The following is a 20,379-nucleotide window of genomic DNA, read 5'->3' on the forward strand; positions in this document are numbered from 1 at the left end:
CCTGCGCGGCCCGCCGCGCCACTGCCTGCGCGGCCCGCCGCGACGGTGATGCTCATCCGCGACCAGCCCCAGCACGAGCAGGGACTCGAAGTGTTCCTGATGCGCCGGCACTCCGCGATGGATTTTGTCGCCGGGGTGATGGTGTTCCCCGGCGGCGGTGTCGACGACCGCGACCGCAACGCCGACGTCGCCTGGCACGGGCCCGGCCGGCAGTGGTGGGCCGACCGGTTCGGGATAGACGTCGAGCTCGCCGAAGCGCTGGTGTGCGCCGCGGCGCGGGAGACGTTCGAGGAGTGCGGCGTGCTGTTCGCCGGCGCCGCCGACGACCCGGACCTGCTCGTCGACGACGCGTCGGTGTACCGCGAGCAGCGCGCGGCAATGGAGAACAAGAGTCTGTCGTTCGGTGAGTTCCTGCGTTCCGAGAAGCTGATGCTGCGGGCGGACCTGTTGCGCCCCTGGGCCAACTGGGTGACCCCGAAAGAGGAACGCACCCGCCGCTACGACACGTACTTCTTCGTCGGGGCGATCCCGCAGGGACAGCGTGCCGACGGCGACAACACTGAGACCGACAAGGCCGACTGGGTCACCCCGCAGGCCGCGCTCGACGACTTCGCCGACGGACGCAGCTTCCTGCTGCCGCCGACGTGGACCCAGCTCGACGCCCTGCACGGGCGGTCGGTGGCCGAGGTGCTCGCCGTGGAGCGTCAGATCGTGGCCGTCGAGCCCCATCTCTCTGCCGCGAAGGGCGGCAACTGGGAGATCGAGTTCTTCAACAGTGACCGCTACAACGACGCGCGCAACCGGCGCGCTCCTCAGGGTTACACCGACGGGGCGCCGCTCGCGTGACCGAGTTCGTCAGCGTGGTGCTCTCCGAGCATGACGGGCGCGCCATCGCCCGGGGCCCGCAACCGGCGCGGATCGCGACGCTGCTGCTGTCCCGCCCGCCCACCAATGCGCTGACCCGCCAGGTCTGTCGCGAGCTCGCGGAGGCGGCCGAGGAGGTCGGCCGGCTCGACGACGTGTGCGCGGTCATCGTGTTCGGCGGTCACGAGATCTTCTCGGCCGGCGCTGACATGCCCGAGCTGCAGACCTTGGACGCCGCCGAGGCCGACGAGGCGGCGCGGGTATGCCAGCAGGCGGTCGACGCGCTCGCCGCGGTACCCAAACCCACCGTCGCCGCCATCACCGGGTACGCGCTCGGCGCCGGCCTGACGCTGGCGCTGGCGGCGGACTGGCGGGTCAGCGGTGACAACGTGAAGTTCGGGGCGACGGAGATCCTGGCGGGGTTGGTGCCCGCCGGGAGCGGCGCCGGCCGGCTGGCCGGCGCGGTCGGGGACAGCAAAGCCAAGGACATGGTGTTCAGCGGACGTTTCGTGGACGCGCGCGAGGCGCTGGAGCTGGGATTGATCGACCAGATGGTGGCACCGGACGGGGTGTACGACGCTGCCGCCACGTGGGCCGGCCGGTTTCTGGACTATACGCCGGCGGCCTTGAGGGCGGCGAAGGCGTCGTTCGGGTAGCAGATCCGCACGTTAGGCTGCCCTGCATGACGGAAACGAAGGAACCCGGCGCCTACCCCGATGTCGCCGTGCCGGCTCCGACGCCGCACGCGACCGAGGAGCAGGTCGAAGCCGCCCGCCACGACACCAAGCTTGCCCAGGTGCTTTATCACGACTGGGAAGCCGAGAGCTACGACGAGAAATGGTCGATCTCCTACGACCAGCGATGCATCGACTACGCCCGCGGCCGCTTCGATGCGATCGTGCCCGACAGTGTGCAGCGCGAGTTGCCCTACGACCGGGCCCTGGAGTTGGGCTGCGGTACCGGGTTCTTCCTGCTCAACCTGGTCCAGGCCGGGGTCGCACGACGCGGATCGGTCACCGATCTGTCCCCGGGCATGGTGAAGGTGGCCACCCGCAACGGTCAGTCGCTCGGGCTGGACATCGACGGTCGGGTCGCCGATGCCGAGGGCATCCCGTACGACGACAACACCTTCGACCTGGTGGTCGGGCACGCGGTGCTGCACCACATCCCCGACGTGGAGCTGTCGTTGCGCGAGGTGGTCCGGGTCCTCAAGCCCGGTGGCCGGTTCATCTTCGCCGGCGAACCCACAACCGTCGGCAACGCCTACGCCCGCCGGCTGGCCGATCTGACGTGGAAGTCCACCGTGGCGGCGATGAAGCTGCCTGGGTTGGCCGGCTGGCGTCGTCCGCAGGCCGAACTCGACGAGAACTCGCGTGCCGCGGCCCTGGAGTGGATCGTCGACCTGCACACCTTCGACCCCGCCGAGCTGGAGTCGATGGCTCGCTCGGCCGGTGCGGTACAGGTGCAGACCGCGAGCGAGGAGTTCACCGCGGCGATGCTGGGTTGGCCGGTCCGGACATTCGAGTCGACGGTGCCGCCGGGCAAGCTGGGCTGGGGCTGGGCGAAGTTCGCGTTCGGCAGCTGGACCACACTGTCCTGGGTAGACGCCAACCTCTGGCGCCGGGTAGTTCCGAAGGGCTGGTTCTACAACGTCATGGTGACCGGGGTCAAGCCGTCGTAGCGTTCGGCCTCGACGATGTGCACTATCTCTGCAGTGATGCCGGGAAGCTGGCACTGGCCGAGGTCGCGGGGTATCGCCTCGACAGTCGGAGTCTCATCGCCGATATCGATTCGGCACGAACGCGTTTCGGTGACCGGGCGGCCGTCGTGGTGGAGACCGTGATGCTGCGGCGCAAAGCCGCCGCGAAGTTCGCCGACGCGTCGGACTGGCTGTTCACCGACGAGGCGCTCCAGCAGGCGACCGCCGGCCCGGTTGCCCGGCACCGGGCGCGTCGGCTGGCCGGTGCGACGGTGCACGACGCCACGTGTTCGATCGGCACCGAGCTTGCGGCCCTTCGGCATTCGGCACAATTTGTGGTGGGCAGCGACATCGACCCGGTGCGCCTGGCGATGGCCGACCACAATCTGGCTGCCGATGGCGCGGCCGTACCGCTGTGCCGCGCGGACGCGCTGCGGCCGGTGACCGCCGACGCCGTCGTCGTCGTCGACCCCGCACGGCGCAGTGCATCGAGGCGCCGATTCGACCCACGCGCGTATCTGCCACCGCTGGACCGGTTGCTGGAAGTGCTGAGCAGGCGTGCCTACGTCGTGAAGTGTTCTCCCGGAGTGGATTTCGCCGTCCTGCGGCAGCTCGGGTTCGACGGAGAGGTGGAGGTCACCTCGCTCGCGGGCAGTGTGCGCGAAGCGTGCCTGTGGTCTGCCGGACTCACCGAGGCGGGGGTGCGCCGCCGGGCGACCCTGCTCGACAGTGCAGAGGAGATCACCGACGCGCAGCCCGACGACTGCGCTGTGGCCCCCGCCGGCCGATGGATCGTCGATCCTGATGGCGCGGTGGTGCGCGCCGGATTGGTGCGCCACTACGCCGTGCGGCACGGGCTGTGGCAGTTGGATCCCGACATCGCCTATCTGTCCGGGGACACCCTGCCCGACGGTGTGCGCGGCTTCGAGGTCCTCGAGCAGCTGGCGTTCAATGAAAGACAGTTGCGTCGGGCGCTTTCGGTCCGCGATGTGGGGGCGGTGGAGATCCTGGTCCGCGGCGTCGACGTCGATCCCGATGCGCTGCGGTCCCGTCTGCGACTGCGTGGCTCGGCCCAGCTCTCCGTCGTGGTGATCCGGCTGGGGTCCGGGGCGGCAAGCCGGGCAACGGCATTCATATGTCGTCCGTCACGCTGATCGGCCACGTACCCTGGCAGCAACAGCGCCGTGGTCCGAGTCGGCGCCGAGATTGAGGACGACGATGCGAATTCTCGCCGCTGCCCTGCTGGCCACCGGTGTGGTGGCGGGTTGGGCCGCCGCCCCGGCGGCTGCCGCCCAGACGGCCTGCGCGGACCTGGGCGGCACGGTCGACGACGAACAGATCTGTCACGTGGTCGCGGAGAACTCCACCTACCGGCTGGACTTCACCTTCCCCGCCGACTACCCGGACCAGCAGGCCCTGACGGCCTATCTGACGCAGACCCGCGACGGATTCGTCAACGTCTCGGAGATGCCCGGGTCGTGGAACCTGCCCTATGTGCTGGACGGTAAGGGCCGCGCCTACCGGTCCGGACCCGAGGACGCCGGAACCAGCAGCGTGGTCTTCGAGGTGTACGAGAACGTCGGGGGTGCACGCCCGCAGACCTGGTACAAGTCGTTCAACTGGGACGTCGAGGCGCAGGCTCCGATCACCTTCGACACCCTGTTCAAGCCGGATGCCCAGCCGCTGGACGTGATCTTCCCGATCGTGCAGTCCGCGGTGGCTCGGCAGATCGGCGTGGACGCGCCGATATCGCCGGCCGACGGACTCGATCCCGCCAAGTACCAGGAGTTCGCGATCACCGACGACTCGGTGATCTTCTTCTTCGGCCAGGGCGAGATGATGCCCGGCGCCGGTGGCGCGCTGCAGGCGGCGGTGCCGCGCAGCGCGATCGCACCGATGCTGGCCTGAGAGGCGGTCAAGCGCTGCTGGCGGGCTCCTTGTACTTGCCGGTGGCTGGGTCGTAGTTCTCCCAGAACGTCGCGTTCTTGATGTCCAGCGCCGTCGGGTCGAACATCGGGTCCAGGCCCTGCTTCTTCTGCTTCTCGTAGTCCCACAGCGCCTTGTAGGCGGGCTGCTGCAGGATGATGATGCCGATGATGTTGAGCCACGCCATCAGGCCGACGCCGATGTCACCCAGCGTCCATGCGTCCGAGGCGGTGGACACGGCGCCGATGGTCACCGACACCAGGATCAGCGCCTGCAGCATCATCGTGGTGTTCGAACCGACGGTGCCGCGGATGTAGGGGACGTTGACGGTGTTGCTCTTGCCCAGCAGGAAACGCAGGTTCGTCTCGGCCATGTAGTAGTAGGCGATGATCGTGGTGATGCAGAAGAACGCCAGCGAGATCGCGATGAAGCTGGACCCGGCGCCGCTCCACAGCGTGTCGAAGCCGGTCTGCGCGAACGTCGGGCCGACCTCGGCGTCGGCCGGCAGGATCGAGCCGCCTTCGCGGATGACCGCGCCGTCGGCGCTCTCACCTTCGAACACCCGGTAGGCCCCGGTGGACAGGATCAGGAAACCGGTGGCCGTGCAGATGAACAGCGTGTCGATGTACACCGCGAAGGCCTGCACCAGGCCCTGCTTGGCCGGATGGGACACCTCCGCGGCCGCCGCGGCATGCGGACCGGTGCCCTGGCCGGCCTCGTTGGAGTAGATGCCGCGCTTGACGCCCCACATCACCGCCGAGCCGAGGATCGCCCCGAACGCCGAGTCGAGTCCGAAGGCGCTGGAGAAGATCAGCGAGATCACGCCGGGGATCTCTCCGGCGTTGAGCAACACGATGATCAACGCCAGGACGATGTAGACGACGGCCATGAACGGCACCACGATCGAGGCGAACGTGGCGATCCGCTTGACCCCGCCGATGATCACGAAGGCCAGCACGATCACGGTGCCCACGGCCACCCACCACTGCGACCAGCCCCAGGCGGAGTTCATCGCCGAGGCCATCGAGTTGGACTGCACGCTGGGCAGCAGCAGGCCCATCGCCAGGATGGTCACGGCCGCGAAGACGTAGCCGTAGATCTTCATCGCGGGCGCCGCCGCGGTGTGGGCGAAAGCCCTGCTCAGGTAGTAGGCAGGGCCGCCGCGGTACTCCCCGGTCAGCGGATCCTTGGTCTTGTAGATCTGGCCCAGGGTGCACTCGACGAACGACGTCGAGGCGCCGAGGAAGGCGACGGTCCACATCCAGAACAGGGCTCCCGGGCCGCCGAAGGCGATCGCCGTCGCGACACCGGCGATGTTGCCCGTGCCCACGCGGCCGGCCAGGGAGATGGTCAGCGCCTGGAAGCTCGAGACACCCGACGGTGACTTCTCGCCCTTGAACATCAGCCGGATCATCTCGGGGACCTGACGGACCTGGACGAACCTGGACCGGATCGAGAAGTACACGCCTGCGGCCAGACACAGGTAGACCAGCGCGTTACTCCATATATAGCTGTTCACGGTGCTCAGGAAATCCGACAAGATCGTGTCCCCTCTAGTGGCAACATCCGGATGATCGCAATGGATGATTGCACCGGCGAGCGCTGCGCGTGTTGCAAAATTGTGAACTGGCTGTTGCGGAGGTCGCGAGTTCAGGACGGCGCGAAACCGAAGACCCGGCCGTCGCTGGTGCCGGCCACGACCCGCCCGTCATGGCCGATCGACACGCCGACCGGCCATCCGGTGGCTCCGCGCAGCGGATAACTGTTCAGCGTGTGACCGTCGCCGAGGTCGAACACGACCAGGGCCATCCCGTTGTCGCCGTCGCGCACCACCGTGTAGCCCACCCCGGCGAGGCTGGATGTGGACAGCGGTGAGGTGTCGTCGCGGCTCCACTCCTCCTCGCCCCCGTCGTCGACATCGCGTAACGCCACCAGCCGCGCTCCCGGGCCGCCACCGGCGACGATCAGCCCGTCCGGGGTGACCGACGGTGGGGTCTGGGGCAGGTAGTTCAGCGGCACCGACCATTTCTCGGTGCCGTCGTCGCTGTTGAGCGCCCACAACCTCTCGTCGCGACCGTTGACGTACACCGTCGACCCGTCGGCGGAGACCACCGGGCTCGCCAGCGGTCCGCCGCCGACGGCGTCGCTGGTCCATTCGCGGGTCAGCAGCGGGGTCTGACCGGGCCGGTACCGCAGGCCGACCAGCACCGGCGCGTCGGCGCCCGGCTCCCACAGCGTCAGCACGATGACGCCGGTCGCCTCGGCGAACGCCGGTGCCGCGGCCACGGGGCATTCCGGGCGCGCCAGGCGGCAGTCGTCGAGGCCTCGCTGGGAGTCGGTGGGGTCGACGCCGGCGACCAGATCCAGCGAGTTGCCCGTCACGGTGCCCCGGTGGGCGTCGAACACGAGCACCTGTCCGAGGTGGGTGACCACCAGCAGATTCCCCGGCGACAGGATGCGGGTCGTCGTCGGCATCCCGATCACCGGTTTGCGCCACCGGATCCACTGGGTGGTCGGAAACGACAGCACTGTGCCGGGTTGACCGATGTAGACGTTGTCGAAGCCGTCGAACATCGGGCTGGCCAGGCCGCCGCCCTGGACCAGCCTGGTGCACCAGCGTTGCCGCGCCTGGTTGTCGGTTTCCCAGACCATCAGCGAGCAGCCCCCGGCGGTCTGGCCGTTGACGGCCAGGTATTCGCCGGAGCCCAGCGCCGCCTGCGCGGCGAGCTCACCCTTGACCGAACGTGTCCACTCCAGGCGCAGCGTGTCGGCGCCGTCGACGCGCGAGTAGCTGCTGTTCGCGGCATCGGCGTACTGCGCGGCCCAGCCCGTCGCGGCGCGGGCCTGCACCCAGGAATCGGTGTTGCCGCAGCCGGCGAGCGCACCCGAGATCAGCGCCGTTGCGGCCAACGCGAGGATTCGCCGGAGCACTGGATCCCTTCTGACGCTTCGGAGCGGCCTGCCGCCTCCGCCTGTTGTTCGAGCCCAGGAGAGGGTAACCGTTCCACCGACCGTGCTCGCGTAGGCTTTCCGGCCATGACGACGATGTGGGGTGCGCCGCTGCATAAGCGCTGGCGAGGCTCCCGCCTGCGGGATCCGCGTCAAGCTGACTTCCTCACCGCGGCATCGCTGAAATGGGTGCTGGCCAACCGCGCATACACCCCGTGGTACCTGGTCCGGTACTGGCGGCTGCTGCGGTTCAAGCTGGCCAACCCGCACATCATCACCCGGGGCATGGTGTTCATCGGCAAGGACGTCGAGATCCAGGCGGCCCCCGAGTTGTCCGAGATGGAGATCGGCCGCTGGGTGCACATCGGGGACAAGAACACCATCCGCTGCCATGAAGGGTCGCTGCGCATCGGTGACAAGGTCGTGCTCGGGCGCGACAACGTCATCAACACCTACCTCGACATCGAACTGGGCGACTCGGTGCTGATGGCCGACTGGTGCTACGTGTGCGATTTCGACCACCGGATGGACAGCATCGAGCTGCCGATCAAGGACCAGGGCATCGTCAAGAGCCCGGTGCAGATCGGGCCGGACACCTGGGTGGCAGCCAAGGTGACGGTGTTGCGGGGGACCAGCGTCGGCCGGGGGTGTGTGCTCGGCTCCCACGCGGTGGTCAAGGGCGACATTCCGGACTTCTCCATCGCGGTGGGGGCGCCCGCCAAGGTGGTCAAGAACCGCAAGCTGTCCTGGGAGACGTCGGCGGCGCAGCGGGCCGAGTTGGCTGCGGCGCTGGCCGACATCGAACGCAAGAAGTCCAGCCGCTGAGCGTAGAAACCCACCCAAGCGCTGCATGGGCGCGACGTTGGTGACAGCATTCCGGTGGTGACCAACGGGACATCGCACAACATCTCCTACCCCGCTCCAGGCGCCCACCCGTTCCGCAGGGACGAAGCGAAGTTGGCGTCGTTTGTCATCGTGCTGTTCGGCGCCACCGGCGACCTGGCGCGCCGCAAGCTGTTGCCCGGACTCGCCCACCTCGAGCAGTCGGACCTGACCCCGGACATCCGGTTGATCGGCACGTCGCTCGAGGAGTACACGGACGACGAGTTCCGGACGCTGGCACGCGAGGCCATCGACTCGTTCGGTAACCATCACTTCTCCGAGGAGCAGTGGGCCCAGTTCGCCGCCAAGGTGTCCTACATCCCGCAGTCGGCGGGCCCGCAGGCGCTCGCCGACGCAGTGGCCCGATGTGAGAGCGCATTGGGCCCTGAAGCCCAGCGTCTGCACTACCTGTCGGTCCCGCCGAAGGCCGCCGAGTCGGTGATCACCATGCTCAAGGAGGCCGACCTGGTCGACCGGTCCCGGGTGGTGATGGAGAAGCCGTTCGGTACCGACCTCGACAGCGCCGTGGCACTGAACAAGTTCGTGCACGACACGTTCGGGGAGTCGCAGATCTTCCGCATCGACCACTTCCTGGGCAAGGAGGCCGCGCAGAACATCCTGGCGTTCCGGTTCGCCAACGGTCTGTTCGAACCGATCTGGAACCGTAACTTCATCGACCACATCCAGATCGACATCCCGGAGACGCTGGGCCTCGATCAGCGGGCCGACTTCTACGAGAGCACCGGCGCCTACAAGGACATGGTGGTCACCCACCTGTTCCAGGTGATGGCCTTCGTCGTGATGGAGCCTCCGACTGCGCTGGAGCCGCGTGCCATCGGCGAGGAGAAGAACAAGGTCTTCCGGTCGATGCTGCCGGTGGAGCCCGACTGCGTGGTGCGCGGTCAGTACTCGGGCTACCGCGAGGAACAGGGGGTGGCGCGGGACTCGGACACCGAGACCTTCATCGCGCTGAAGGTCGGCATCGACAACTGGCGGTGGGCGGGGGTACCGGTGTACCTGCGCACCGGCAAGCGGATGGCGGAGGGGCAGCGGATCGTGTCGATCGCGTTCAAAGAGGCTCCGCGGACGATGTTCCCGCCCGGGTCCGGGGTCGGCTCGCAGGGGCCCGATCATCTCACCTTCGACTTGGCCGACTCGTCGAAGATCTCGCTGTCGTTCTACGGAAAGCGGCCGGGGCCCGGCATGAAGCTGGAGAAGCTCTCGATGCAGTTCTCCACCCAGGAGACCGAGTACAGCGACGATGTCCTGGAGGCCTACGAGCGCTTGATCCTGGACGCGATGCGTGGTGACCACACGCTGTTCACGACCGCCGAGGGCATCGAGTCGCTGTGGGAACGCTCGGCGCATCTGCTCGCCGACCCCCCGCCGGTCAAGATGTACCAGCAAGGAACGTGGGGTCCCAATGCGATTCACCAACTGATCGCGCCCAACGGCTGGCGTCTGCCGTTCGAGCGGGGCTGGCGGGACAAGAAGGCGCCTTGACGCTCAACGGGCCTTGACGCTCAACGGTTCGGCAGCGGCCGCTCGACGATGGGCCTGCGCCGGTGTGGTTGACGTTCACCGCGTTTGGCGGCCAGATAGACCTGCGAGGTCTCGGCGGCCACGGTCTGCCAGGCGAAGTCCGACGTGAGCCGCTCGCGTGCCGCCCTGGCCCGTTGCTGGGCGGCCGCCGGCGAGTCGAGTACCACCCGCACCGCGGCGGACAGCGCGGCCACGTCGTTGGGCGGGTGGGACAGCCCGGTCAGGCCGTCGATCACCGCCTCGCCGAGCCCACCCGCGTTGGACGTGACCAGCGGAACGCCGGCCGCGGCGGCCTCGAGAGCGACGATGCCGAACGGCTCGTAGTGTGACGGCAGCACGGCGGCATCGGCCCGGTGCAGCAACTTCAGTAGTTGCGAATGGTCCACGCGGCCGACAAAGTTGGTCGCTTTCAGGACCCGATGCTTGCGGGCCTGCTCTTTGAGGAAGTCGAGTTGGGTGCCGTCGCCGGCGATCGTGAGCGTGGTTCCGGGATGCGTGCGACGGATCCGGGGCAGCGCGGCGATCGCGTCGTGCACCCCCTTCTCGTACTCGAGACGCCCGAAGTACAGCAGTTGGGCCGGTCCCGACTGCCGACGACGCGTCGCAAACGGCCAACCGTCGGTGTCGATCCCGTTGCGGATGACCGAGATCTCGGCGAGTTCCGGTCCGAACAGCGTGCTGATCTCGTCCCGCATCGACGCCGAACATGTGATGAGAGAGTCGGATTCGCACACCAGCCAGGATTCCAGCGCATGGACCTGCCTGCTGACCGGACCCGAAACCCACCCGGAATGCCGACCCGCCTCGGTGGCGTGGATGGTGGAAACCAGTGGCACGTCGAAGAATTGAGCCAGGGTGACGGCAGGGTGGGCGACCAGCCAGTCATGGGCGTGGACCACATCCGGGCGCCAGTCGGACAGCGCCAGGCCGGCGCGCACCATCGCATGCCCCATTGCCAGGGTCCAGGCCATCATGTCCGCGCCGAACGTGAACTCGTGCGGGTCCTCCGCGGCGGCGATCACGCGCACACCTTCGGTGACGTCGTCGGTGGACGGGTGGGTGTGCGGATCGGTGCCGGTCGGTCTGCGGCTGAGCACGACGACGTCGTGGCCGGCCAGCGCCAGTTCGGTGGCCAGGTGGTGCACGTGCCGGCCCAGGCCGCCGATCACCACCGGCGGGTACTCCCAGGACAGCAGCAGGATCTTCATTCTCATGTGCCCGGGAGTCTCCGCGCGTCGAGCGCCCCGAACAGGCCGTCGGCGCGGTTCCAGCCCACGGCCAGGCGCTGCGCGTGCTCGGCGCGCCCCGCGGCGAGCGCCCCGGCGATCTCGCGGGTGGCGTGTGCGTGCAGGTGTGCCCGGTAGCGCGCATAATCGGCGGCCGAGTCCTTGCTGACCATGAACGGCCAGTCGCTGGACACCGTGAGCAGTGTTTCCCGCAGTATCTGGTCGGCGACGAACATCCTCGGTGTCGGTGAGCCCAGCGATCCCCGAGATCCGGCCTGGGCCAGCGCCTTGTCCACCGTGGTCAGCGCGGTGTCGACGACCTCGCTGTTGAGCTGGACCAGATCGGCCACCTTCTCACCCGACCACACCTGCCAGTCCTTGCCCGAGCCCCATGAACTCGGTGGCAGGTCGACGGGCGTACCGACGTAGCCACCGCAGACCGCGTCCGCCAACGTGCCGACGCGGACACCGGCGGCCGGCAGTGCGCGCAGCACCCGCTCGAGCCAGACCGGGCCCTCGTACCACCAGTGGCCGAACAGTTCGGTGTCGAATGCGGCGATGACGTGGGCGGGCCTGCCGATCCGAGCGCTCTCGGCGCTCAGTCGCCGGCGAACCGTGTCGACGAAATCGGCGACGTGCACGTCGACCGCGGCGTCCGCGCGCTCAGGGTCGTAGGGCGCCTTGGCATCCGACGGGACGTTGCGCCCGGTCACGCGGGCGGGCTTGAGCCCGGTGAGGTGGTCATAGGTGTGGAAATCTCGGTAGGCCGGGTGACCGGGATAGCCGGACTTCGGTGACCAGACGCGGTAGCTGACCGCCAGGTCCCGCCCGAACGCGACGACGTCGGAGTCGGCGACCGGGCGGCCCAGCGAGGTGTCTCCGTGCAGGGACGGACCGTCGACCATGAAGTGGCCGACGCCGGCGGCGGCGTAGTCGACCTCCATGCCAGGGGCGTACGCGCACTCCGGTGCCCAGATGCCCGTCGGGGTGTGGGCGAACCGTTGACCTGCGTCCGCAAGACCCTCTCGGAGCGCGAACTCGCGGAGTCGAGGATTGAGCAACGGCTGGAACGGATGCGCGAGCGGTCCGCCGAGGAGCTCGATCACCTCGCCGTCCAGCAGCTCGCGGAACACCGGGCTGGCGCCGTGGCGCCAGAGTGTGTCGAACTCGGTGAGCTCCCGGTCTGCCTCGGCGTACTCCCGGGACCCGAACTGGCGCAGGGCTTCCGGCGTGGACGCCGGCGCCGAGGCCGGTGACGTGCGGATGGTTGCCGCCTCGAGGGCACGCAACTGCCAGTTGGCCAGCCAGTGGTGCATGCCCTGCAGGCAGTACGGATCGTCCAGCTGTGCGGCCACCACCGGGGTGATACCGAGTGTGACCAGGTGCCTGCGGTTCTCGGCGGCAAGGGTGCGCAGCACCCGCACCAGCGGAAGGTAGGCCGCCGACCACGACTGGTAGAGCCATTCCTCGCCGACCGGCCAGCGGCCGTGATGGGCCAGCCAGGGCAGGTGCGTGTGCAGCACCAGGGTGAACAGCCCGGGTACCGGGGTGGCGTCGGGCGACCCGGGGTCGACCTCCGTCACGGGCGCACCGCGATCGCGACCAGATCGAGGCTGTCGTCGATGGCTCTGTTGTCGATGGCGCTGTCGTCGCGACTTCCCGCCTCGGCGATGTCGAAGTCGTCCGCGCTCACGGACGCGACGTCGGCGAGCAGGTCCTGCGGCCAGGGCGCGTCGGCGACCGCGCGCGCGATCTGCGCGTCGATGATGGATCCGCCGTGGCGGTTGTCGAGGTCGGCGAGGCGCTCGCCGTGGAAAACCCCGTGGAGACCTTCGATCTCGAAGCCGGCGGCCGTCACCAACTCGGTCAGCTCGGCGGCGTTGAGCTCGCGGGTGTGGAAGGGGTTGACCGGGGTGTCGCGACCGGGGGAGAAGGTGATGCGGTTGGGGGTGGAGATGAGCAGTAGCCCGCCGGGGCGCAGCACCCGGTGGCATTCGGAGACGAACTGCCCCTGGTCCCACAGGTGTTCGATCACCTGGAAGTTGACCACCACATCCACCGATTCGGCGGGCAGTGGCAGCTCGGCGAGGTTTCCCTGGCGCATGTCGACGCGGGGATAACGCGCGCGGACATGGGCCACCGCCGAGTCGTCGTAGTCCAGCCCGATCACCTGACGGGCGACGTCGGCGATCAGGTCGGCGCCGTATCCCTCGCCGCAGCCCGCCTCCAGCACGTCGCGGTCGCGACAGCGTTCGGCCAGTCGCCGATAGACGACCTCGTGGCGACGGAACCAGTAGTTCTCCTCGGCCAGGCCTGGCACTGTCCGCTCGCCGGTCAGCGGCATCGGGGCTGCCGCCGGAGCCTCGCCGGGCTCGGTCGACCCGGTAACAAATGCGCTCATTGGAAGGCAGGCTAACCCGTAACCGTCCGGAGGCGAACTGTTCGTCGAACCCGTGCTGTTCGCGGGGCCGGCAGAGCACAAACTTCGACCAGCTATGGTGTTTCTGCGATCCACAAATAAGTTACTTGCGGGTAACATGGTGGTGGTTGCTTGAAACGTGATATTGCGGGCCGGTCGCCGGTCCCTTCGAGGAGGACGAACCAGAGTCATGACGAATATCGTGGTCCTGATCAAACAGGTCCCAGACACATGGTCGGAGCGCAAGCTGTCCGAGGGTGATTGGACCCTCGACCGAGAGGCCGCCGACGCGGTGCTCGACGAGATCAACGAGCGTGCCGTCGAAGAGGCGCTCCTGATCAAGGAGCGTGAAGGCGGCGACAGCACGGTCACCGTCCTCACCGCCGGGCCCGAGCGGGCCACCGAGGCGATCCGCAAGGCCCTGTCGATGGGCGCGGACAAGGCGGTCCACCTGGTCGACGAGGGCATGCACGGCTCCGACATGGTGCAGACGGGCTGGGCGCTGGCCCGCGCGCTGGGCACGATCGAGGGCACCGAGCTCGTCATCGCCGGCAACGAGGCGACCGACGGCACCGGCGGTGCGGTCCCGGCGATCATCGCCGAGTACCTGGGCCTGCCCCAGCTGACCCACGTGCGCAAGCTGACCGTCGAGAACGGCAAGGTCACCGCCGAGCGCGAGACCGACGACGGCCTGTTCACGCTCGAGGCGAGCCTGCCTGCGGTCGTCAGCGTCAACGAGAAGATCAACGAGCCCCGCTTCCCGTCCTTCAAGGGCATCATGGCCGCCAAGAAGAAGGAAGTGACGACTCTCACGCTGGCCGAGATCGGCGTCGAGGCCGACGAGGTGGGCGTTGCCCACGCCGGCTCCAAGGTGCTCGCGTCGACCCCGAAGCCGCCCAAGACCGCGGGCGAGAAGATCACCGATGAGGGCGAAGGCGGCACCAAGGTCGCCGAGTACCTGGTCGCCCAGAAAATCATCTAGGCAGATCTTCCACCCCCATTCCATGAACCACTGAGACATAGAGGCGAACGAACGCATGGCTGAAGTACTCGTGCTCGCCGAGCACGCCGAAGGTGCGCTGAAAAAAGTCAGCGCTGAACTGATCACCGCCGCCCGTGTACTGGGCGAACCCTCCGCCGTGGTGGTGGGCAAGCCCGGTACGGCAGAGCCGCTCATCGAGGGGCTCAAGGCCGCCGGTGCCGGCAAGATCTACGTCGCCGAGTCCGACGACGCAGAGAACTACCTGATCACCCCCCAGGTGGACGTGCTGGCCTCCCTGACCGAATCCGTGAGCCCGGCGGGCGTGCTGCTGTCGGCCAACGCAGACGGCAAGGAGATCGCAGGCCGGCTGGCCGCCCGTATCGGTTCGGGTGTGCTGACCGACGTCGTCGAGGTGAAAGAGGGCGGCAAGGGCATCCACTCGATCTTCGGCGGTGCGTTCACCGTCGAGGCCGAGGTCGTCGGTGACACCCCGGTGATCACCCTGCGTGCCGGTTCGGTCGACGCCGAGCCGGCCGACGGTGCCGGAGAGGTCGTCACCGTCGAGGTGCCGGCCGCCGCCGAGAATGCGACCAAGATCACCTCGCGTGAACCTGCCGTCGCCGGTGACCGCCCCGAGCTGGCGGAGGCGACCGTCGTCGTCTCCGGTGGCCGCGGCGTCGGCAGTGCCGAGAACTTCGGCATCGTCGAGGAACTGGCCGACTCGCTCGGTGCCGCTGTCGGCGCCTCGCGTGCCGCGGTCGACTCGGGCTACTACCCGGGCCAGTTCCAGGTCGGCCAGACCGGCAAGACGGTGTCCCCGCAGCTCTACATCGCGCTGGGCATCTCCGGAGCGATCCAGCACCGCGCGGGCATGCAGACGTCGAAGACGATCATCGCGGTGAACAAGGACGAAGAGGCGCCGATCTTCGAGATCGCCGACCTCGGCATCGTCGGTGACCTGTTCAAGGTGACCCCGCAGCTGACCGAGGCGGTCAAGACCCGCAAGGGCTGACTCCAACCGATCGACCTCCAACCGATCGACCGTCTCCGACGGTCGAACCCGTTCTGAACGCGAGAACCCCGGCGCACCCCGTGGCGCCGGGGTTCTTGCGTCTTCTCGTGTCTTTGCGGGCAGACACCACACTTCGTCATCTGGCGCTCACGGACACGTCACGCGCGCGATGCCGTCCGGAGACCCGGCTGCGCGAGCGTGCACGGTATGAGCACTGCTTCTGTACTCATCCGATCCGACAGCGCTGCCTCGGCGGGTGCCGCACCGCGGTACTCGATGCTGCTGTGCACCGACGCCGACTCGATCGAGGCGGCGCAACGGCTGCGCTACGACGTGTTCACCTCCGAGCCGGGCTTCGCGCTGGCCGACGACGGCTGCTCCGGAGGTCTCGACGCCGACCGCTTCGACCAACACTGCGACCACCTTCTGGTGCGCGACGACGACACCGGCGAACTCGTCGGCTGCTACCGGATGCTGCCGCCTTCGGGTGCGATCGCCGCCGGTGGCCTGTACATCGCCACCGAATTCGACGTGACCGCGCTGGACCCGCTGCGTCCCTCGCTGGTCGAGATGGGGCGTGCCGTGGTGCGCCACGACCACCGCAACGGCGCCGTCGTGCTGCTGATGTGGGCGGGGATCCTGGCCTACCTGGACCGCAGCGGCTACGACCACGTGACCGGGTGCGTCTCGGTGCCGGTACTGGATCCGGTTGGTCGCAGTGTTGCGGGCAGTCAACTGCGCGGGGTGCGGGACTTCGTCCTGCGGCGCCACGCTGCGCCTCCCGAGTATGGCGTCCGCCCCTTCCGCCCCGTCGTGATCGACGGTGTCGCGCTCGATGACATCGAGCCACCGGCACGGCTGTCGGTGCCTCCGCTGATGCGGGGCTACCTGCGGTTGGGAGCCCAGGTGTGTGGGCAGCCTGCCCACGACCCCGACTTCGGGGTGGGAGACTTTCCGGCGCTGCTCGACAAACGCCACGCCGACACCCGGTACCTGCGCCGACTCCGTTCAGTCGGGGCGGCCACCGCGATCGGCAACGAGGTGGAGTCATGACCGCCACCACGCCTGAACACGCCTGGCTGCAGCGAGCGACCTGTGGCGCCGGATGCGTCCACGCCGGTGCAGACGTGCCCGGTCGACGGTGGGTGGTCGCGGTGCGCACCGCGTGGCGGGTGGCAGCAGCGCTGCTGCTGTTCTCGGGAGTGTGGCTGCTGGCCGTCCCGATGCCGGGACGGTCACATCTGCAGCGTGGCTACTGCCGAATGATGTTGCGGTGCCTCGGGGTGCGGATGTCGGTGTCCGGCGGACCGATCCGCAATCTTCGTGGCGTGCTCGTGGTGAGTGGGCACGTGTCATGGCTGGACACCTTCGCGATCGGGGCGGTGCTGCCGGGCTCATTCGTCGCCCGCGCCGACCTCGTGGACTGGCCGGCGCTCGGCCCGGTCGTCCGGCTGATGAAGGTCATCCCGATCGACCGGGGCCGGCTGCGCAGGCTGCCGGCCGTGGTGGCGGCCGTCGCCGACCGGTTGCGGGCCGGACACACCGTGGTCGCGTTCCCGGAAGGCACCACGTGGTGCGGACTGGGCTACGGCCGGTTCCGTCCCGCGATGTTCCAGGCCGCGGTCGACGCCGGCCGGCCCGTGCAACCGCTGCGGCTGACCTACCGGCACAAAGACGGCCGGCCGTCCACCGTGCCGGCGTTCGTGGGTGAGGACTCGCTGCTGACGTCGATCAAGCGGGTCATCACCGCACGCCGTACCGTCTGCCACGTCTCGGTCGAGTCGCTGCAACTGCCCGGTGCAGACCGTCGTGAGCTGGCCGCACGCTGCGAGGTCGCCGTGCGTGGCGCCACGGCGCGTTCAGTGCTGACCGCACGGTCCGACTGCGGTGAGGGCCACGCACTGGTGGCGTGAGCGGAATGAGGCCGGCAGGCGCGTGACGGCTATTGTGGAACGGTCATGTCTGCGTGCACGCCGGTCTATCTCGACCACGCCGCCACCACCCCGATGCGTCCCGCCGCGATCGAGGCGATGGCCGCTGTGCTGGCGACCGTCGGCAACGCCTCCTCGCTGCACGGCTCCGGCCGGCTGGCGAGGCGCCGGCTGGAGGAATCGCGGGAGACGACGGCCAAGCTGCTGGGAGCACGCCCGTCGGAGGTGATCTTCACCGCAGGCGGGACCGAGAGCGACAACCTGGCGGTCAAGGGCATCTTCTGGGCGCGCCGTGACGCGTCGCCGCAGCGCCGGCGGATCATCACCACACCCGTCGAACACCACGCGGTCCTCGACGCTGTGCAGTGGCTGGTCGAGCACGAGGGTGCCGAGGTGACGTGGCTACCGGTCGACGCGGTCGGCGCGGTCAGCCCGGCAGCACTGCGCGCCGCGATCGGTGACCCTGCCGATGTCGCCCTGATCTCCGTGATGTGGGCCAACAACGAGGTCGGCACCGTCATGCCGATCGCCGAGTTGGCCGCTGTCGCGTCCGAGTTCGACATCCCGATGCACAGCGACGCGATCCAGGCCGTCGGTCAGATCCCCGTCGACTTCGCCGCCAGCGGGTTGTCGGCGATGAGCGTGGCCGCACACAAGTTCGGCGGACCCACCGGCGTGGGCGCACTGCTGCTGCGTCGGGACACTGCCTGTGTGCCGCAGTTGCACGGCGGCGGACAGGAGCGCGACGTACGTTCCGGCACCCAGGATGTCGCCGGCGTGGTGGGGATGGCCGCTGCTGCCCGGGCAGCCGTCGAGGGCATGGAGTCGACCGCGTCGCGGCTGCGGGCACTGCGCGACCGGCTGATCGACGGGGTGCTGGGGACGATCGGCGACGTCTACGTCAACGGCGCGCCGGGCACCGCCCGGCTGCCCGGCAACGCCCACTTCACCTTCCGTGGGTGTGAAGGTGATTCTTTGTTGATGTTGTTGGACGCCAAGGGAATCGAATGTTCCACCGGTTCGGCGTGTACCGCCGGGGTGGCGCAGCCGTCCCATGTGCTGACCGCGATGGGTGCCGACCCGGCCAGCGCGCGCGGATCGCTGCGGCTGTCGCTGGGGCACACCAGCACCGACTCCGATGTCGATGCTGTGCTGGAGGTCCTGCCCGCGGCGGTGGAACGAGCCCGGCAAGCCGCGCTGGCCAGTTCGGGGCCCCGATGAGGGTGCTCGTTGCGATGAGCGGCGGTGTGGATTCCTCGGTCGCCGCAGCCCGGATGGTCGACGCCGGCCACGACGTCGTCGGTGTGCACCTGGCGCTGTCGAAGGCGCCCGGGACGTTGCGTACCGGCTCACGTGGGTGCTGTTCGAAGGAGGACGCGGGTGATGCCCGCCGCGTTGCCGACGTGCTCGACATCCCGTTCTACATCTGGGATTTCGCCGACCGGTTCAAAGAGGACGTGATCGACGACTTCGTGGAGTCCTACGCCCGGGGCGAGACGCCCAACCCATGTGTGCGTTGTAACGAGCGAATCAAGTTCTCCGCGTTGGCATCCCGGGCACTGGCCCTGGGCTTTGACGCGCTGGCCACCGGTCACTACGCGCAGTTGTCTGCCGGGCGGCTGCGCCGGGCCGTTGACCACGACAAAGATCAGTCCTATGTGTTGGCGGTGCTCAGCGCCGAACAGCTGCGTCATGCCGTGTTCCCGATCGGCGACACTCCGAAAGCGCAGATCCGCGAGGAGGCCGCCCGCCGCGGCTTGTCGGTCGCGGACAAAGCCGACAGTCACGACATCTGCTTCATCCCGTCGGGGGACACCCGAGCGTTCCTCGGCGCCCGCATCGGTGTGCGGCGCGGCCAGGTGGTCGACGGCGCGGGCACCGTGCTGGCCGAGCACGATGGAGTGCACGGTTTCACCATCGGCCAGCGGAAGGGGTTGGGCATCGCCGGCCCCGGTCCGGACGGCCGCCCCCGGTACGTCACCGGTATCGACGCCGACACCGGCACCGTGCGCGTCGGTGACCTCGCCGACCTGGAGGTGACCACCCTGGCCGGGGAGGCGCCGGTGTTCACCTCGGGCGTCACGCCCGACGGCCCGGTGGAATGCGTGGTGCAGGTGCGCGCTCACGGCGGCATCGTCGACGCGGTCGCCGAGTTACGCGGCGAGGAGTTGGTGGTCGATCTGCGGTCGCCGCTGCGAGGTGTCGCGCCCGGCCAGACCGTGGTGCTCTACCGCCCCGATCCCGATGGCGACGAGGTTCTGGGCAGCGCGACGATTCGCGACGCGCACTAGCCGGGCACGTTGGCGAGGATGTTCGACATGACGATGTCGGGGACCGAGTCCGGGAACGCGCAGAACGTGACCTCCACCAGGACGACCGACTTGACCCGGTAATCGCGTCCGCAGTTGCCTGGGCGGGTGGCGACTGAGTCCTCGGTGGTCGTCACAGCGCCGACGATGGCCGGACCCGAATCGGTCGCATCACATCCGCCGATTAGTTCGACGAGGCCGTCAAAGGCGCGTTGCGCGGCCGCGATGTCGCGGTAGCCCGCCGCCGCTTGCGAGATCAGCCCGCCCCTCGGCGGGTTCTGGAACGTCGACTTGCGGAACTCCTCGACCTCGGTTCCGAAGATCTGCGACTCGGCGAAGACCCATTGACATTGTGGCGGAACGGATTCGAACATGGCATCGATGTCCACGGGCATCTTGCTGTCCATTCCGGGGATGGCGGTGAGGTCATCGCCGGCCCCGGTGACGGCCTGCATTTGTGCACGTTTGAGTAGCACGACGTCGACATCAACCGGCGAACGCGAGTCCTCGTCGATGCCGGGTACCGACCGGACCGCGGTTCCGTCCACAGTGTGCGCGCACCCGGCGACGAGCAGCAAGACGACGCACAGGGCAGACGCGCGCAGCCGGGCCGTCATACGCACGAGAGTAGACCGTCG

19 protein-coding genes are annotated in these 20,379 nt (G+C 68.6%); 13 read left to right on the top strand and 6 right to left on the bottom strand.

The genetic code is table 11. The features are described from left to right. Positions 1 to 48: 48 nt before the first annotated feature. The 5 genes from G6N53_RS14125 (at position 49) to G6N53_RS14145 (ending at position 4,471) form a co-directional block, all read left to right on the top strand. The gene (locus G6N53_RS14125; RefSeq protein ID WP_237166743.1) at positions 49 to 846 is read left to right on the top strand and encodes an NUDIX hydrolase; all 798 of its coding nucleotides are present in this window, start codon (positions 49 to 51) and stop codon (positions 844 to 846) included. Next, positions 843 to 1,520 carry an enoyl-CoA hydratase gene (locus G6N53_RS14130; protein ID WP_163889276.1) on the top strand — a complete coding sequence of 226 codons (678 nt, stop codon included), beginning with the start codon at positions 843 to 845 and terminating at the stop codon, positions 1,518 to 1,520. The genes G6N53_RS14125 and G6N53_RS14130 overlap by 4 nt, the downstream gene beginning before the upstream one ends. Before the next feature lie 26 nt (positions 1,521 to 1,546). Then, on the top strand, positions 1,547 to 2,545 hold the full coding sequence (locus tag G6N53_RS14135; protein ID WP_163889278.1) for a class I SAM-dependent methyltransferase: 999 nt from the start codon (positions 1,547 to 1,549) through the stop codon (positions 2,543 to 2,545). Beyond that, positions 2,503 to 3,717, top strand: a complete 1,215-nt coding sequence (locus G6N53_RS14140) for a THUMP-like domain-containing protein (RefSeq protein ID WP_435405292.1) — start codon at positions 2,503 to 2,505, stop codon at positions 3,715 to 3,717. Before G6N53_RS14135 ends, G6N53_RS14140 begins: the two co-directional genes overlap by 43 nt. A gap of 64 nt (positions 3,718 to 3,781) precedes the next feature. Further along, the gene (locus G6N53_RS14145) at positions 3,782 to 4,471 is read left to right on the top strand and encodes an esterase (RefSeq protein WP_163889280.1); all 690 of its coding nucleotides are present in this window, start codon (positions 3,782 to 3,784) and stop codon (positions 4,469 to 4,471) included. 7 nt (positions 4,472 to 4,478) lie between these two features. On the opposite strand, the gene G6N53_RS14150 is transcribed toward G6N53_RS14145, so the two are convergent. Beyond that, entirely contained in the window at positions 4,479 to 6,029 is a 1,551-nt protein-coding gene (locus G6N53_RS14150; protein ID WP_163889282.1) for an alanine/glycine:cation symporter family protein, read from the bottom strand. Between the two features lie 110 nt (positions 6,030 to 6,139). Beyond that, positions 6,140 to 7,420 (bottom strand): BamB-related PQQ repeat family beta-propellar protein, encoded by a 1,281-nt coding sequence (locus G6N53_RS14155; protein ID WP_163889284.1) that lies wholly within the window; start codon positions 7,418 to 7,420, stop codon positions 6,140 to 6,142. A gap of 105 nt (positions 7,421 to 7,525) precedes the next feature. Here G6N53_RS14155 and G6N53_RS14160 point away from each other — a divergent pair, with 105 nt between their 5' ends. Then, positions 7,526 to 8,263: an acyltransferase gene (locus G6N53_RS14160; protein WP_163889286.1), complete on the top strand. Its 738-nt coding sequence runs from the start codon at positions 7,526 to 7,528 to the stop codon at positions 8,261 to 8,263. Positions 8,264 to 8,320: 57 nt separating this feature from the next. Continuing rightward, the gene (zwf, locus tag G6N53_RS14165) at positions 8,321 to 9,823 is read left to right on the top strand and encodes a glucose-6-phosphate dehydrogenase (RefSeq protein WP_205390379.1); all 1,503 of its coding nucleotides are present in this window, start codon (positions 8,321 to 8,323) and stop codon (positions 9,821 to 9,823) included. Between the two features lie 20 nt (positions 9,824 to 9,843). On the opposite strand, the gene G6N53_RS14170 is transcribed toward zwf, so the two are convergent. Genes G6N53_RS14170 through G6N53_RS14180 form a run of 3 tightly spaced genes read right to left on the bottom strand, consistent with a single transcriptional unit; the run spans position 9,844 to position 13,489 of the window. After that, positions 9,844 to 11,070, bottom strand: a complete 1,227-nt coding sequence (locus G6N53_RS14170; RefSeq protein ID WP_163895879.1) for a glycosyltransferase family 4 protein — start codon at positions 11,068 to 11,070, stop codon at positions 9,844 to 9,846. 2 nt (positions 11,071 to 11,072) lie between these two features. Further along, complete coding sequence (locus G6N53_RS14175) at positions 11,073 to 12,671, bottom strand: 1,4-alpha-glucan branching protein domain-containing protein (RefSeq protein WP_163889288.1); 1,599 nt, start codon at positions 12,669 to 12,671, stop codon at positions 11,073 to 11,075. Then, positions 12,668 to 13,489: a class I SAM-dependent methyltransferase gene (locus G6N53_RS14180; protein WP_163889290.1), complete on the bottom strand. Its 822-nt coding sequence runs from the start codon at positions 13,487 to 13,489 to the stop codon at positions 12,668 to 12,670. Before G6N53_RS14180 ends, G6N53_RS14175 begins: the two co-directional genes overlap by 4 nt. A 208-nt stretch (positions 13,490 to 13,697) precedes the next feature. Between G6N53_RS14180 and G6N53_RS14185 the strand changes: the two genes are divergently transcribed. From G6N53_RS14185 to mnmA, 6 genes are all read left to right on the top strand, one after another. Then, complete coding sequence (locus G6N53_RS14185) at positions 13,698 to 14,489, top strand: electron transfer flavoprotein subunit beta/FixA family protein (RefSeq protein WP_163889292.1); 792 nt, start codon at positions 13,698 to 13,700, stop codon at positions 14,487 to 14,489. Between the two features lie 55 nt (positions 14,490 to 14,544). Next, a complete protein-coding gene (locus G6N53_RS14190; protein WP_163889295.1) occupies positions 14,545 to 15,501 on the top strand; it encodes an electron transfer flavoprotein subunit alpha/FixB family protein in 957 nt (318 codons plus the stop codon). Between the two features lie 207 nt (positions 15,502 to 15,708). Then, entirely contained in the window at positions 15,709 to 16,554 is an 846-nt protein-coding gene (locus G6N53_RS14195) for a GNAT family N-acetyltransferase (RefSeq protein ID WP_163889297.1), read from the top strand. Continuing rightward, a complete protein-coding gene (locus G6N53_RS14200) occupies positions 16,551 to 17,414 on the top strand; it encodes a lysophospholipid acyltransferase family protein (protein ID WP_163889299.1) in 864 nt (287 codons plus the stop codon). Before G6N53_RS14195 ends, G6N53_RS14200 begins: the two co-directional genes overlap by 4 nt. A gap of 45 nt (positions 17,415 to 17,459) precedes the next feature. After that, entirely contained in the window at positions 17,460 to 18,653 is a 1,194-nt protein-coding gene (locus G6N53_RS14205) for a cysteine desulfurase family protein (protein ID WP_163889301.1), read from the top strand. Beyond that, the gene (gene mnmA, locus G6N53_RS14210) at positions 18,650 to 19,723 is read left to right on the top strand and encodes a tRNA 2-thiouridine(34) synthase MnmA (protein ID WP_163889302.1); all 1,074 of its coding nucleotides are present in this window, start codon (positions 18,650 to 18,652) and stop codon (positions 19,721 to 19,723) included. Before G6N53_RS14205 ends, mnmA begins: the two co-directional genes overlap by 4 nt. Here mnmA and G6N53_RS14215 read toward each other — a convergent pair. Continuing rightward, positions 19,720 to 20,358, bottom strand: a complete 639-nt coding sequence (locus G6N53_RS14215; RefSeq protein WP_163889304.1) for a sensor domain-containing protein — start codon at positions 20,356 to 20,358, stop codon at positions 19,720 to 19,722. The genes mnmA and G6N53_RS14215 overlap by 4 nt on opposite strands. Positions 20,359 to 20,379: the final 21 nt, after the last annotated feature.

The organism is Mycolicibacterium hippocampi (assembly GCF_010723735.1).
GTDB classification, from domain to species: Bacteria; Actinomycetota; Actinomycetes; order Mycobacteriales; family Mycobacteriaceae; genus Mycobacterium; species Mycobacterium hippocampi.

What these genes read in the sequence shown, in the direction of transcription:
- G6N53_RS14125 (WP_237166743.1), top strand. Translation starts at nt 49, where the DNA reads ATGCTCATCCGCGACCAGCCCCAGCACGAGCAGGGACTCGAAGTGTTC.
- G6N53_RS14135 (WP_163889278.1), top strand. Translation starts at nt 1,547, where the DNA reads ATGACGGAAACGAAGGAACCCGGCGCCTACCCCGATGTCGCCGTGCCG.
- G6N53_RS14145 (WP_163889280.1), top strand. Translation starts at nt 3,782, where the DNA reads ATGCGAATTCTCGCCGCTGCCCTGCTGGCCACCGGTGTGGTGGCGGGT.
- G6N53_RS14160 (WP_163889286.1), top strand. Translation starts at nt 7,526, where the DNA reads ATGACGACGATGTGGGGTGCGCCGCTGCATAAGCGCTGGCGAGGCTCC.
- G6N53_RS14170 (WP_163895879.1), bottom strand. Translation starts at nt 11,070, where the DNA reads ATGAAGATCCTGCTGCTGTCCTGGGAGTACCCGCCGGTGGTGATCGGC.
- G6N53_RS14180 (WP_163889290.1), bottom strand. Translation starts at nt 13,489, where the DNA reads ATGAGCGCATTTGTTACCGGGTCGACCGAGCCCGGCGAGGCTCCGGCG.
- G6N53_RS14185 (WP_163889292.1), top strand. Translation starts at nt 13,698, where the DNA reads ATGACGAATATCGTGGTCCTGATCAAACAGGTCCCAGACACATGGTCG.
- G6N53_RS14190 (WP_163889295.1), top strand. Translation starts at nt 14,545, where the DNA reads ATGGCTGAAGTACTCGTGCTCGCCGAGCACGCCGAAGGTGCGCTGAAA.
- G6N53_RS14195 (WP_163889297.1), top strand. Translation starts at nt 15,709, where the DNA reads ATGAGCACTGCTTCTGTACTCATCCGATCCGACAGCGCTGCCTCGGCG.
- G6N53_RS14200 (WP_163889299.1), top strand. Translation starts at nt 16,551, where the DNA reads ATGACCGCCACCACGCCTGAACACGCCTGGCTGCAGCGAGCGACCTGT.
- G6N53_RS14205 (WP_163889301.1), top strand. Translation starts at nt 17,460, where the DNA reads ATGTCTGCGTGCACGCCGGTCTATCTCGACCACGCCGCCACCACCCCG.
- mnmA (WP_163889302.1), top strand. Translation starts at nt 18,650, where the DNA reads ATGAGGGTGCTCGTTGCGATGAGCGGCGGTGTGGATTCCTCGGTCGCC.
- G6N53_RS14215 (WP_163889304.1), bottom strand. Translation starts at nt 20,358, where the DNA reads ATGACGGCCCGGCTGCGCGCGTCTGCCCTGTGCGTCGTCTTGCTGCTC.